Raw genomic sequence first — 14,181 nt, forward strand, 5'->3', positions numbered from 1 at the left:
TTACATCGAGACGCTGGTGGTCGGGGCGTAGTCGGGCATGTCCGTCGATTGGTAATTGAAGGTGACGTCCTTCCAAACCTCAAGCGCCGATTTCAGCGGCGTGCAGGTCTGCGCAGCCTTGGCGAGAATCTCAGGGCCTTCGTGCAGATAGTCGCGGCCCTCGTTGCGGGCGAGGATCATCGCTTCCAGCGCGACGCGGTTGGCGGTGGCGCCGGCCTGAATGCCCATCGGGTGCCCGATAGTGCCGCCGCCGAACTGCAGCACGACATCTTCGCCGAGATGGTCCAGCAATTGGTGCATCTGGCCGGCGTGAATGCCGCCGGACGCCACCGGCATCATCTTGTTGAGGCTCGCCCAGTCCTGGTCGAAGAATACGCCGTGTTCGAGCCGCATCGGATTGAAGTCCTCGCGGCAGATGTCGTAGTAGCCCCGCGTGGTCGCCGGATCGCCCTCGAGCTTGCCGACGACGGTGCCGGCGTGGATGTGATCGACCCCGGCGAGCCGCATCCATTTGGCTATCACGCGGAACGAGACGCCGTGATTGCGCTGGCGCGTATAGGTCGAGTGCCCTGCCCGGTGCAGGTGCAGGATCATGTCATTGCGGCGCGCCCATTTCGCCATCGACTGGATCGCGGTGTAGCCGATCACGAGGTCGATCATGATAATGACCGAGCCGAGCTCCCTGGCGAATTCGGCGCGTTCGTACATGTCCTCCATCGTGCCGGCGGTGACGTTGAGATAGGTACCCTTCACTTCGCCGGAGGCCGCCTGCGCCTTGTTAACCGCCTCCATGCAATACAGAAACCGTTCGCGCCAATGCATGAACGGCTGCGAGTTGATGTTCTCGTCGTCCTTGGTGAAGTCGAGCCCGCCCTTCAGCGCCTCATAGACCACGCGGCCGTAATTGCGGCCGGAAAGCCCGAGCTTCGGCTTCACGGTAGCGCCGAGCAGCGGACGGCCGAACTTATCCATCCGCTCGCGCTCGACTACGATGCCGGTCGCCGGCCCCTGGAACGTCTTCACATAGGCGACCGGCAGCCGCATGTCTTCCAGCCGCAGCGCCTTCAGCGGCTTGAAGCCGAACACGTTTCCAATGATGGAGGCCGAGAGGTTGGCGATCGAGCCGTTCTCGAACAGGTCCAGATCGTAGGCGATATAGGCGAAATACTGCCCTGGCGAGTTCGGAACCGGGTCGACGCGAAAACATTTCGCGCGGTACTTTTCAGCCGCGGTCAACCGGTCGGTCCATACCACCGTCCAGGTCGCCGTGGAAGACTCGCCCGCCACCGCGGCCGAGGCCTCGATCGGATCGACGCCGTCCTGCGGCGTGACCCGGAACAACGCAATGATGTCGGTGACCTTGGGCTCATAGTCGGGCTCCCAATAGCCCATCTTCTTGTATTCCATCACGCCGGACTTGTAGCGATCCTTGCCGCGGACGGTCATCGAGAGTTCGTTCATGTCGGTCTCCTCAGGTTCAGGTGGCGGCAGGACTCAATTGATCTCAATCGCCTCATTCGGCCGCATCGGCCATCGATCCGATTCGGGGATCGAGCGCGCCGCTGCGATAGCGTTTCGCCATCTCCGACAGGGGAAGCACCTTGATCCCCGAGGCGTGGCCGGCGGTGCCGAACTGTTCGAACCGCTCGCGGCAAAGCTCGCGCATCGCGTCCATCGCCGGCTTCAGGAACTTGCGCGGATCGAACTCGCTTCTGTTCCGGGTGGCGACTTTTCGGAACGCCGCCGTCATCGCCAACCTGCAATCGGTGTCGATATTGACCTTGCGGACGCCATGCTTGATGCCGCGGACGATCTCATCGACCGGCACGCCCCAGGTCTGCGGCATCTCGCCGCCGAACGCGTTGAACATATCCTGCAGCGGCTGCGGCACCGACGACGAGCCGTGCATCACCAGATGGGTGTTCGGCAACCGACGATGAATTTCTTCTACCACGTGCATCGCAAGAATGTCGCCGTCCGGCTTGCGCGAGAACTTGTAGGCGCCGTGCGAGGTGCCCATCGCGATCGCGAGCGCATCGACCCGGGTGGCGCGAACGAAATCGACCGCCTGGTCCGGATCGGTCAGCAACTGGTCGCGGGTGACCTTGCCTTCGACGCCGTGGCCGTCCTCCTGTTCGCCGCCGCCATGTTCGAGAGAGCCGAGCACCCCCAATTCGCCCTCCACCGAGGCGCCGATCCAGTGCGCCACCTCGACGACGCGGCGGGTGATCTCGACATTATAATCATAGTCTGCCGCGGTCTTGGCGTCCGCCCGGAGCGACCCGTCCATCATGACGGAGGTGAAGCCGTGCTGGAGCGCGGTGGCGCAGGTCGCCTCTTCGTTGCCGTGATCCTGATGCAGGCAGAGCGGGATCTGCGGATACATCTCTTCCAGCGCGTCGATCATCTTCGCGAGCATGATGTCGTGCGCATAGGCCCGCGCGCCGCGCGATGCCTGCACGATGACGGGCGCGTCGACGGCCGCCGCAGCGTCCATGATCGCCAACCCCTGCTCCATATTGTTGATGTTGAAAGCCGGCACGCCGTAGCCATGCTCGGCGGCGTGGTCCAGCAATTGCCTCAGCGTAATTCGCGCCATCGCAGTTCCTCTCAGTTGACCGGGAGCGTCATGAACAGGTCGCCATCATTCTCGCGCGCGCCAGGCATTGCATGGCCGTCGTCGCGACCACCTCCGCGGTGATGCCGAATTCGCGGTACAGCATTTCGGCCGGGGCCGATGCGCCGAATCCGGTCATGCCGACGAATGCGCCGCCGTCGCCGAGCCAGCGCGCCCAGTCGCCCTCGACCGCAGCCTCAACGCCAATCCGGGGAACGCCGCCGAGAACCGTTTCGCGGTATTCGCGCGATTGGCGGCGGAACAGGTCAAAACATGGCGCCGAGACCACTGCGGCGCGGACGCCGTCGCCAGCGAGCAGCCGCGCCGCGTTCAACGCAACCGAAACTTCCGAACCCGTCGCGATCAGGGTGACGTCGCGACCGCCATCCGGCTCGATTACCAGGTAGGCGCCGAGCGCGACCTTGTTGTCCGCGTCGACGCCGCTTCGAAATGTCGGCAGCGCCTGCCGCGACAGGCACAGTATCGACGGGCTTTCCCGCGCCTGCAGCGCGCAGTCCCAAGCCTCCGCGGTTTCGACGGCGTCGCCTGGACGAAACACCAGCAGGTTGGGAATGGCCCGTAGCGAGGCGAGATGCTCGACGGGCTGGTGCGTCGGACCGTCTTCGCCCAGCCCGATTGAATCGTGCGTCATCACATGGATGACGCGAATGCCCATCAGCGCCGCCAGCCGGATCGCGGGGCGGCTGTAGTCGGCGAAAGCGAGAAACGTACCGCCATATGGGATGAAACCGCCATGCAGCGCGATGCCGTTCATCGCCGCCGCCATCGCATGCTCCCGGACGCCATAGTGGACATAGCCGCCGTCATAGGTATCGGCTCGCACCGGCTGGTGCGTTTTGGCGCGCGTCAAATTGGAGTGGGTAAGATCGGCAGAGCCGCCCAGCAGATTCGGCAAAGCTTCGGCGATCGTGTCGATTACGCGTTGCGAAGCTTGTCGGGTCGCGATGTTCGGCCGCTCGGCCAAGAACCGATCACGTATCTGCGCCATGGCTTGCTTGTATCCGCAAGGCAGGTTCCTGTTCAGGGCGTCGTGGAACGGCGAACGCCCAGCCGAGCCGGGACGCCGGGTTCGTTCGATCCAGCTTCGGCGTGCAGCGTGTCCGCGTTCACCAATCCTGCGCCAGCCATCGAGCACGGCTTGCGGAACCTGGAACGGCGAGTGCGGCCAGTTCAGCGCCGCGCGGGTTTTCTCGACCTCCTCGGCGCCAAGCGGCGCGCCGTGAGCCTTTTCGCTGCCCTGGCGGTTCGGAGCGCCGAACCCGATCACCGTCCGGCAGGCGATCAGCGACGGCCGGTCGCTGCGCCGCGCCTGCTCGATGGCATCCGCAATCGCCTCGGGGTCGTGGCCGTCGATCCGGCAAGCTGACCAGCCGGAAGCCTTGAATCGCGCCAGTTGGTCGTCCGAACACGACAGCGACGTCGCGCCGTCGATCGAGATTTCGTTGTCGTCGAACAGCACGACCAGGCGGTTCAGTCCGAGATGCCCGGCCAGCGATATCGCCTCCTGGCTGATGCCCTCCATGAGGCAGCCGTCGCCCGCGATCACATAGGTGAAGTGGTCGACGAAATCATTGCCGAAGCGCGCGTTCATAAGCCGCTCGGCCAGCGCCATGCCAACCGCCGTAGCGAGGCCCTGCCCCAATGGTCCCGTAGTGGTCTCGACCCCTGGCGTGTGGCCGTATTCGGGATGTCCTGGGGTTTTCGAGCCCCACTGCCTGAACGCCTTCAGTTGTTCCGAGGTCATGCCCGCATAGCCTGTCAGGTGCAGCAACGCATAGAGCAGCATCGAGCCGTGACCGGCCGACAGCACGAAACGGTCGCGGTCGGGCCAGTTCGGATCGGCCGGATCGAACCTGAGAAAGCGCGAAAACAGCACGGTCGCGACATCGGCCATGCCCATTGGCATTCCCGGATGGCCGGACCCTGCCTTCTCCACGGCATCGACCGCCAGGAACCGGATCGCATTGGCCATCTCCGCGTGCGAAGCATCGATGCGACCGGACACGCAGGTGAGAGCTGGGACATTCATTTCGTGCGCCTCTTGCGTTCCATTAGTTGCAGGATCAGCGGGGTGAGGATGAGCTGCATCGCCAGGTCGAGCTTCGATCCGTGAATTACGATCGAATTGGCGCGCGACATGAAGCTGCTCGGGATCATCGACAGCAAATAGGGAAAATCGATCCCGCGCGGGTTCTTCAGCCGGATCACCACCATCGATTCGTCAGGCGTCGGAATCCATCGCGCGATGAAGGGATTCGACGTATCGACCGTCGGCACCCGCTGAAAGTTGATGTCGGTCTCCGCGAACTGCGGGCAGATGTAGTGCACATAGTCCGGCATCCGCCGCAAAATAGTGTCGGTGACGGCTTCGGCGGAATAGCCGCGGGTACTGCGATCGCGGTGCAGTTTCTGAATCCACTCCAGGTTGATAACGGGAACAACCCCGATCTTGAGATCGGCATGCTGCGCGATATTCACCTTGTCGGTCACGACAGCGCCGTGCAGTCCCTCGTAAAACAGCAGGTCTGACTTTTCAGGCAACGGACCCCATTCAGTGAAGGTACCTGGCTCCGCGCCGTACAGCTTGGCCTCTTCGTCGTCGTGGACGTAATGGCGCGTCGTTCCGGTGCCGGATTCGCCGTAGTCCCTGAAAACCTTTTCCAATTCTTCGAACAGATTGGTTTCCGGGCTGAAGTGGCTGAAGTGCTTGTTGCCACGCTCGGCCTCTTCAGCCAACTTCGTGCGCATTTCGACGCGATTGTAACGATGGAAGGCGTCGCCCTCGATATAGGCGGCGACAACCTTCTCCCGGCGGAAAATGGTCTCGAACGTCTTCTTTACCGAAGTTGTGCCGGCTCCCGATGAGCCGGTAATCGATATGATGGGATAGCTACGCGACATCTGCCCGGTCCCTTCAGCGAAACAGGCCACGCCGCGCAAACAGCGGCGAATCGCTATCGTCGAACAGCGGTTCAATGCCCCCGTGAACGGCTTCAACGTCGCGAACGCCGCGGACCGAGCCCATAATCAGCGGCACGCGCTGATGCGGCGTCCTGGCGGAAAGCTCGAGAATGCGCCGGCGTCCGGTGGACGCCGCCCCACCCGCCCACTCCATTACCAACGCCATCGGATGGGCCTCGTACAACAGGCGCAAGCGCCCCTCGCGATATCCGGGGCGGGCGTCGGCGGGATAAAGGAAAACGCCGCCGCGGACGAGAATGCGAAGCGCCTCGGCAACCAGCGATCCGATCCAGCGCATGTTGAAATCGGCGGCGCCGTTGCCATGGGTCCCGGCGAGGCATTCGTCGATATAGGCGCGGACCGGACCATGCCAGTGCCGGCGGTTTGAGGCATTGATCGCAAACTCGGGCGTGTTGGGAGCGATCTTCACGCCGCGCGCGGTCAATACAAACTCGCAAGCCCGGCGGTCCAGAATGAAGATATCGACGCTGCCGCTGAGCGCCAGAACCAATGTGGTCTGCGGCCCGTAGACGACGAACCCCGCGGCGCACTGCGCGGTGCCGGGCTCGAAGAACGTCGAGATGATGTCGTTGCCCCGCGGACGGATTGAGAAGATGGTTCCGACCGAAATGTTGTTCTCGAGGTTTGCGGATCCGTCCAGCGGATCAATCGCAACGCAGAGCGGCGCCGCGGCATCGAGAAACTCCGGCAGCTCGGCTTCCTCTGACAGGAGCCCCGCCACCGGCGTTGCGTGCAGAGCCCGCCGCATTATCATGTCAGCGGCGACATCGATGTCCTTTTGCAGATCACCGTCGGAATTGACGCCGCTTTGCCGTCCCGTGATCCCAGCCAGCGGCCCGTCGGCGATAAGGTCGGCCACCTCGATCGACGCCGTGGCGATCGCCTCGATCACGGCGGCGACCGCGGGCCCGAGGGGCGCGTCCCGTACCGAGTTATCGAGATGCGAACGCAAGGTCACGCGTTCGTCCATGGCCGCTTCCCCTCTCAGCCCCTGTTTGGGCCGTTTCAAACGCGTCGTGCCGTTCGGCAGTCCGCACCTCACAACAGCGCAATTTGCCAAATTAGTGAAATTTTCTTATCTTTGGCATCGGCAAAGTTTTTCTTATAAGGTAGATTCGATGGCAAGCCGGTTTCTGCGGGAATTGACCATCCGCCAGCTTCGCGCGCTGGCGGCCGTTCACAACGATCGATCTGTCACCGCCGCCGCCAAGCGGCTGAACCTGACGCAGCCCGCCGTCACACTTCAAATTCGCAATTTGCAGGCGCTGGCCGGGTTGCCGCTGATTCAGCGCACCAGCGAGGGGATGCTTCTGACCGACGCCGGGCGCGAGGTGCTGGCGCTCGCCGGGCGCATCGAGGCGGCGATCGCCGATTGCGAGACCTCGCTGGAAATGATGGCAGGCAAGAGCGCGGGGCGGATATCGATCGGTGCCGTCAGCACGGCAAAGTATTTCGTGCCGTTCTTGATCTCGGGCTTCTCAAAATTGTTCCCGAACATCGATATTGCGCTCTCGATCGGAAATCGGCAGGAGATCGGCACCGCGTTGCGCGGTTACGATCTCGACTTCGCGATCATGGGCCGTCCGCCGGTCGACGTCGACATGAACGTTCACCTGATCGGCGACCATCCCCATGTCATCATCGCGCCGACGAGCCATCGGCTGGCAGGTAAATCCAAACTCGCCCTCGCCGAGCTCGCCGACGAGACCTTCCTGACGCGCGAGCCCGGCTCGGGCACCCGCGGCCTGATGGAGCAATTGTTCGGAAGCGCGCGGGTTCGGCCGAAAATCGGCATGGCGATGAGCAGCAACGAAACCATCAAGCAGGCCGTCATCGCCGGCCTCGGAATTGCGTTTATTTCCGCCCATACAGTGGCCACCGAACTCGATGAACGGCGGCTGGTGACGCTCGATGTGGTGGGCCTTCCCGTGATCCGGCAATGGTTTGCCCTTTCCCGCAAGGACAAGATCCTGCTGCCGCCGGCCCGCGCGATGCTGGACTTCGTCAGCGCCCGCGGCGTGCAATTCCTGCCGCGAATCCGCGGCCGGGTTCGTCTCACCCGCCCATCAACCCTCGGCAAACGCCGCTGATCACGACGCCGAGCCGACCCGCGCCTGTTCGCAATGCACCATGTTTACGGAATGACGCCTGCCCGGCGTGACGGCGGCGCGGATTTCGGCTACGAAGCTCGGTCTTCGCCGCCAAGTACCGGACGTTTATCGGCCGGGTTGGCATAGCCGGTGGTATCGAACTTGACAACATCGACATTCAAGTTGGATGCAACCCACACATCCCAGGGATTGATAACGCAATGAGTGCGGACGTCCTGATCGGCGACGGCTCGCGGCTGACGCCGCATCCGCTGCGTGCCGCCATCCTCGGCGAGGTTCACGCCCGGCCATTCACGCCGATTTCAGTCCCGTCACGCATCGTGCATTTCGCCTTCGATACTTCGGGGCCGCGCGCCCAGGTCGATCGCGCCAACCTCGTGACATTCTGCGGGTCGCGCGGACTGCAGCCGCCGCTGCCGTACGAGAAACACCATCGCGCCCTGTTCGGCACAACCGTATTGCGATGGGAGCAACATTCGGAGTTCACCACCTATACCTGGGAGATGCCGACCGATCCCGACGCCGCGCCGTTTCACCCCGACGCGGCATCCCTGGCGTTGCCGATGCAGTTGGTGCCCCAGCCGGGACCGTTGCTGGTGGCCGTCGACCTGCACCTGCTCGCCGAGAACCTGCCGCGCACCGCGCCGGAACGCCTGTTCGACAATGCAAGCCTGGCCATTGCTGAAAACTCCGACGGCGCCGCGGTCTATGCGACCGACTTCCAGCCGGGGCCCTCAGGCTTCGTCCAGATACTCGTCGCCAACCGCACGATGTCGCCGGAGCGGGCCGGCGCGCTGGTGCAGCGGGTCATAGAGATCGAGACCTATCGCACCCTCGCCCTGCTCGGCCTGCCTGAAGCGCAGCGTCTATCGCCGTCGATCGCCGCCTCGGAGCGCCGGCTGGTCGAAGCTACCGAACAGATGCGCAGCGCCGGCGATCTCGCCGCCAACCACAAGCTGCTCGATGAACTGACCGCGCTCGCCGCCGAGGTCGAGGCCGGCGCCGCCTCCAGCGTTTTCCGGTTCGGCGCCAGCCGCGCCTATGAGGAAATCGTCGAACAACGGCTGCAGACCATCGGCGAACGCAAGGTCGGCGGTCTGCCGACCTGGTCGTCGTTTCTGGCGCGGCGAATGAAGCCGGCGCTGCGCACCTGCGTCACGACCGAAGCTCGCCAGGCCAGCCTGTCGCTGAAGCTGGCGCGCGCCGCCAATCTGTTGCGTACCCGCGTCGATGTCGAACTGGAGCAACAGAACCAGGAACTCCTGAAATCGATGAACGCGCGGACCAGGCTGCAGCTCCGCCTGCAGAGCACGGTCGAGGGCCTGTCGGTCGCGGCGATCACTTATTACGTGGTCAGTCTTTTTGGGTATGTCGCCAAGGCGGTCCACGAAACCGGAAAATTTCACCTGGAGCCCAGCGTTGCTACCGCTGCCTTCGTGCCCGTTGCGGCGCTTGCGATCTGGTGGATGGTGCGCCATATCCGCAAGAAGCATATCGCCGTCGACGACTCATGAAGCCGCGCTAAACTGCAAAGGCGCCAAACCATTGAACACGTCGCTGCCGTTCGAGTTGCTCGCCAAGGCCGTTGAAGCCCGCCTTTCCGTTTATGGACGGATCAGCGGGCTTCGGCTCGACCGCGCCGCCCCGGGCGAGGCCTGGTCAAGCCTGCCCTACCGCCCCGAGTTCGTCGGCGACACCGAAACCGGCGTTCTTCACGGCGGCGTCGTCACCGCGATGCTTGACGAGAGCTGCGGCATGGCCGTGCAGCTCGCGCTCGACGGCACCCGCGCGATCGCCACCCTCGACCTTCGCATCGACTATCAGAAGCCGGCCACGCCGGGCCTCGATGTCAAGGCGCATTCGTTCTGCTATCGCGTCACGCGCTCGATCGCCTTTGTGCGCTCGACGGCCTATCAGGAATCCGAGGACGATCCGGTCGCCACCGCGACGGCCTGTTTCATGGTCGGCGCCAACCGCACCAACATGCTGACCGACCGGCCGCAGAACGACAGCCCGCAGCCTGCGCTCGAAGTGCCGGAGGAGCCCGCCGGCCTGTTCGCCAATAGCCCGTTCGCGCGCTGTCTGGGCATCCGCGCCGGCGAGGATGACATGCTCGTCATGCCGTTCTCGCCCAGGATCATCGGCAACCCGGTGTTGCCCGCCATTCACGGCGGCATGACCGGCGCCTTTCTGGAGACGACCGCGATTGTAGGAGTGACGCGCGAACTCGGCATTCTCACTCCCCCCAAGCCGATCGGCTTGACGATCAATTATCTGCGCTCCGGCCGCGCGCTGGACAGCTATGCGAGAGCGTCGATCGTCAAGCAGGGACGGCGCGTCGTCGCCTTTGAAGCGCAGACCTGGCAGGACGACCCGGGCAAGCCGATCGCTTCGGCGTTTGGTCATTTCATGCTGCGAAAGACGCCCGGCGTGGAAGAGGACTAGGCGCGGTTTCAAAGGCCGCTCGCGCTATGTCTTGCGCGGAGCTGGTGCCGCTCGACGGGCTGCCTGGATGGCGCTCCAGACACGAAACGGCGTCGCCGGCATGTCCAGCTCGATGATGCCGAGCGGCGACAGGGCGTCCAGCACGGCGTTCATGACCGTCTGCGGTGCTGCTATGCAACCGGCCTGCCCGGTCCCCTTGACGCCGAGCGGGTTCGACCGGGTCGGCGCCGATTGATTGAGGCCCCCGCCGAAATGCGGCAGGTCCTGCGCCCGCGGCAACGCGTAGTCCAGGAATGAACCGCTGAGCAGCTGGCCCGATTCGGTATCAAACACGACATGCTCCAGCAGCGACTGTCCGATGCCCTGCGCGACCCCGCCATGGACCTGGCCGAGCGCGACGCGCGGGTTGATGAGGCGGCCGAAATCATCGACGATCGTGTAGCGATCAAGCCGCACGACGCCGGTGTCGGGGTCGATCTCGACCTCTGCGACGTGACAACCATTGGGAAAGGTGTAGAGGTCGGAGTCGTTGGTAGCACTGCCTTCAAGTCCCGGCTTCACTCCCTCGGGCAAACTGGCGGGATCTCGCGCGGCGTCGGCCACCTCGCCAATCGCGATCATGCGCGCCGTGCGTTGCACGACGAAGCTGCCTTCCACGAACGACACTTGTTCGACCGGCGCCTGCAGCAGATGCGCGGCGATCAGTCGGCCTTTCTCGATCAGCTTTTCAACGGCCATCACCAGCGCCGTGCCGCCCATATGCATCGAACGCGCGCCGCCATGGCCGTTACCGCCCGGCAGCAGATCGGTATCGCCCTGATGAAAGCGGAATGCGCCAATCGGAAGTCCCAACAGGTCGGCCGCGATCTGGGGATAGGCGGTTTCATGCCCCTGACCATTGGACTGCGTGCCGACCGACAGCGACACCGTGCCGTCAGTCTCGAAGGCGGCACGCGCGAACTCGGCCGGTGCGCCGCGCGCCGTTTCAAGAAAACAGGCAATGCCGACGCCGCGTAACAGGCCAGCGGTCTTCGATCGCGCGCGGCGCTTGCGAAATCCATCGAGATCGGCGAGCGCGATCGCGTCGTCCAGATTGGCGCCGAAGCGGCCACCGTCGATCGTCATCCCCATCGCCGTGCGATGCGGAAACTTTCTGATGATGTTGCGGCGGCGCAATCTGGTGGCGTCGATTCCGGTCCGGACCGCTGCAAGGTTCACCAGCCGCTCGATCAGGTAGTTGGCTTCGGGCTTGCCGGCGCCGCGGTAGGCGTCGATCGGCGGGGTGTTGGTAAAGGCGCCGCGGACCTCCACGAACACCGCGGGGATGTCATAGACGCCTCCCATCGCGCTGCCGGCCGCGTTGGTGGAACTGATCGGACCATAGGTCGAAAGATAGGCTCCGAGGTTGGCGACAGCTCGGACTTCGAGGCCGAGGAACCGGCCATTCTTGTCGAGCGCGAGCCTTGAGCGGGCAACGAAGTCGCGGCCGTGCGCAGAACTGACGAAGTCCTCGGCACGTTCGGATACCCATCGCACCGGCCGACCAAGCTTGCGCGCCGCCCAAAGCACCAGCACGTATTCGGGGTAGACGTAGTTCTTCATCCCGAAGCCGCCGCCGACGTCGGGCACCACCACCCGCATGCGCTCGATCGGTATCTTGAAAACGGCACTGGCAAGAACCTGGCGGATCTCATGAACCGCCTGACCGGTCAGCGAAAGCAGAAACCGGTCTGTCTTGCGGTCGTGGAAGCCAATGGCGGCGCGCGTCTCCATCGGCGCGGCAACCACGCGGTTGTTGACGAGTTCGCATTCGACGACATGCGCGGCCGACGCCATCGCCGCGGCCACCGCCGCCGCGTCGCCCCTGCGGTACAGGAACGCCGAATTGCCCGGCGCTTCCTCCCAGATCAGCGGGGCGCCCGGTTGCAGCGCGTTGGTCGCCGCGGTAACGCTAGGCAGCGGTTCGTAAGCGATCTCGACCGCTTCGCCCGCCGTCATCGCCGCTTCGGGCGATTCGGCGACAATGCAGACAACGGGGTCGCCGACGTGCCTGACGACGCCGCGGGCCAGCGCGGGACGCGGCGGATCGATCACCGGTTCGACCGCGTCGATCACGATGACGCAAGGCAACTCCCCGATGCCTTCGGCCGCTAGGTCGGCTTCGGTGAAGACCGCGGCGACGCCAGGGACGGCGCGCGCGGCCGCCAGGTCGAGCCGGACAATGCGGGCGAACGCGACCGGAGAGCGCAGCACATAGGCGTGCAGCACGCCGGGAACATGATCGTTGGCGACGTATCGCCCGCGCCCGGTGAGGAAACGCTGGTCCTCCAGCCGATGGAGGGACTGGCCTTTAAATTGCTCCGGCAACCGCGCACCTTTTCCTGCAGCGCCAAGGTGCGCCGGTTCGGATACTGGCGCAGGCGGCGGCAGCTTTGCAAGCCGGGAGCGACGGAGGTCCTGTCAGGGCGGCTCAGTTCAGCCGCAACTCCGTGATCAGCCGCGGGTCGGGGCTCAGCTCCTTGCGCTCCACCCGCTTTACGATGTCCGTCAGCGCCGCATTGGCCCGGCACGGCAGCCCGACCTTCTCGCCCTCGCGCACCACAAAGCCATTGAGGAATTCGATTTCGGTGCGCCGGCTCTTCTGCATGTCCTGGCCCATCGAGGGACGCTGCCCGGCGGAGGTCCGCTTGCCGTCCTTGAAGCGTTGCTCGTCGCAGGTCCGCGTCGCCGCCTCGTCGCCCTCCCCGGCACGCGCGATCGTCTCCGGCGGCAGATGCAGGATCTCTTCCAGTTGATAGCCGTGCGCCTGGCCGACGCGGATCGCCTCGCTACCGAGCCGCGTGGAGAAACGGCGGATCGGCTCGTTCTGCAGCACCTCGCCGCCGGTGAGGCCGGTGCAGGCGGAAAGTCCGTTGCCCATGACGTTGGCGACCAGCTTCGACCAGCGCTCGCCCCACAGATTATCCGTGACCTTGGCGCTGTCGGCATAGCCGACCAGGCGGCATATCTCCTGCGCCCTTTGCGTGATGCGACCATGGACTTCGCCGGCGCGAAACACCGTATGCGCGGCCCCGCCCTTGCCGGCGCCACGGTGGATGTGGCCGGGCTCCGGCAGGTTGACGGTGATGCTGCTGGCAATGCATCCGAGCGTCCTGCCCCAGCCGACAATGCCGGCGATCGTCTCCTCGTTCATGCAGTTCTGCAGCGACACGACGTAACCGTCCGGCGCCAGGTACTGCTGGATCAGCATGGTGGCCCATGCGGTGTCGTAGGATTTCATGCACACGAAGGCGATATCGATCGGCGTCTCCCTGGCGAGCTGCTGGGCATCGGTCAGGTGCAGCGCCCGTACCGCGACCGAAAATTCCGCGACGTCCGTCGCGTGGGTGACGCGCAGGCCGTGCTTTCTCATGTGTTCGACATGCTCGGGCCAGGGATCGATGAATGTCACGTCCTCGCCCGCCTGCACCATGTGGGCTCCGGCATAGCCGCCGACCGCGCCTGCTCCGACGATCGCTATCTTCCTGCCCATGCGTCCCCCCGATTGCTTGTTGCTGTCGAGGATAGCGCGCCGGACGGGCATATCACAACGGGCGAGCCACGCCGAAAGCGCGACGACCCCATGCGTATCGCGTGGGCGCCGGGGCGCCGCGGGGGCCAAAACAACATTGTGATACGTGAAGCCGATCACCTTTGCCTGCTGCCGCCCGGCGTAAAGCGGTAGCGCGCGAGTCATTTTTCATTCTTTCTGACCAAATGGAGTTTTCCCATGACGCGTCTGATGATTTCAGGATTCGCGGCAGTCGCCCTGCTCGCGGCGGTAACGCTGCGATCGCACTCGATTTCGACCGAACGCTCCGCCACCACGACGGGCATGGCGTCGCTGAAAAAAACTCCGGCCGCGGTCGGGCTGGACGGGCTTCCGATCGAAGACTTCGAGGACCTGTCGCTGGTGTTTTCGGCCCCCGCGAAGCCTTGATGCGGCGGATGGGGAACGGCTGATAA

General features: G+C 64.4%; 11 protein-coding genes. 4 read left to right on the plus strand and 7 right to left on the minus strand.

Features of this window, described 5'->3' with window-relative positions:
* The 5 genes from Q0D31_RS03075 to Q0D31_RS03095 are packed head-to-tail and all read right to left on the minus strand — an operon-like array spanning position 1 to position 6,590.
* On the minus strand, positions 1–1,461 hold the full coding sequence (locus Q0D31_RS03075; RefSeq protein ID WP_291844542.1) for a form I ribulose bisphosphate carboxylase large subunit: 1,461 nt from the start codon (positions 1,459–1,461) through the stop codon (positions 1–3).
* A 52-nt stretch (positions 1,462–1,513) separates the two neighbouring features.
* The gene (fba, locus tag Q0D31_RS03080) at positions 1,514–2,599 is read right to left on the minus strand and encodes a class II fructose-bisphosphate aldolase (protein WP_291844544.1); all 1,086 of its coding nucleotides are present in this window, start codon (positions 2,597–2,599) and stop codon (positions 1,514–1,516) included.
* Between the two features lie 28 nt (positions 2,600–2,627).
* Positions 2,628–4,667 carry a transketolase gene (gene tkt, locus Q0D31_RS03085; protein ID WP_291844547.1) on the minus strand — a complete coding sequence of 680 codons (2,040 nt, stop codon included), beginning with the start codon at positions 4,665–4,667 and terminating at the stop codon, positions 2,628–2,630.
* Positions 4,664–5,539 carry a phosphoribulokinase gene (locus Q0D31_RS03090; RefSeq protein ID WP_291844555.1) on the minus strand — a complete coding sequence of 292 codons (876 nt, stop codon included), beginning with the start codon at positions 5,537–5,539 and terminating at the stop codon, positions 4,664–4,666. The genes tkt and Q0D31_RS03090 overlap by 4 nt, the downstream gene beginning before the upstream one ends.
* A gap of 13 nt (positions 5,540–5,552) precedes the next feature.
* Positions 5,553–6,590 carry a class 1 fructose-bisphosphatase gene (locus Q0D31_RS03095; protein ID WP_291844564.1) on the minus strand — a complete coding sequence of 346 codons (1,038 nt, stop codon included), beginning with the start codon at positions 6,588–6,590 and terminating at the stop codon, positions 5,553–5,555.
* Between the two features lie 148 nt (positions 6,591–6,738).
* On the opposite strand from Q0D31_RS03095, the gene Q0D31_RS03100 reads away from it, so the two are divergent.
* The 3 genes from Q0D31_RS03100 (at position 6,739) to Q0D31_RS03110 (ending at position 10,176) form a co-directional block, all read left to right on the plus strand.
* Positions 6,739–7,710 (plus strand): LysR family transcriptional regulator, encoded by a 972-nt coding sequence (locus tag Q0D31_RS03100; RefSeq protein ID WP_291844574.1) that lies wholly within the window; start codon positions 6,739–6,741, stop codon positions 7,708–7,710.
* 221 nt (positions 7,711–7,931) lie between these two features.
* Positions 7,932–9,245: a DUF3422 domain-containing protein gene (locus Q0D31_RS03105; protein ID WP_291844579.1), complete on the plus strand. Its 1,314-nt coding sequence runs from the start codon at positions 7,932–7,934 to the stop codon at positions 9,243–9,245.
* A 31-nt stretch (positions 9,246–9,276) separates the two neighbouring features.
* On the plus strand, positions 9,277–10,176 hold the full coding sequence (locus Q0D31_RS03110) for a hotdog domain-containing protein (RefSeq protein WP_291844596.1): 900 nt from the start codon (positions 9,277–9,279) through the stop codon (positions 10,174–10,176).
* Positions 10,177–10,200: 24 nt separating this feature from the next.
* Here Q0D31_RS03110 and Q0D31_RS03115 read toward each other — a convergent pair whose 3' ends face one another.
* Together Q0D31_RS03115 and Q0D31_RS03120 are read right to left on the minus strand one after the other, a co-directional pair.
* On the minus strand, positions 10,201–12,543 hold the full coding sequence (locus tag Q0D31_RS03115) for a xanthine dehydrogenase family protein molybdopterin-binding subunit (protein ID WP_291844598.1): 2,343 nt from the start codon (positions 12,541–12,543) through the stop codon (positions 10,201–10,203).
* 103 nt (positions 12,544–12,646) lie between these two features.
* Entirely contained in the window at positions 12,647–13,708 is a 1,062-nt protein-coding gene (locus tag Q0D31_RS03120) for a 2-dehydropantoate 2-reductase (protein WP_291844604.1), read from the minus strand.
* Between the two features lie 237 nt (positions 13,709–13,945).
* On the opposite strand from Q0D31_RS03120, the gene Q0D31_RS03125 reads away from it, so the two are divergent.
* Complete coding sequence (locus tag Q0D31_RS03125; protein WP_291844605.1) at positions 13,946–14,155, plus strand: hypothetical protein; 210 nt, start codon at positions 13,946–13,948, stop codon at positions 14,153–14,155.
* Positions 14,156–14,181 lie beyond the last annotated feature (26 nt).

The sequence above is a fragment of the Bradyrhizobium sp. genome (assembly GCF_022844465.1).
Lineage (GTDB): Bacteria > Pseudomonadota > Alphaproteobacteria > Rhizobiales > Xanthobacteraceae > Bradyrhizobium.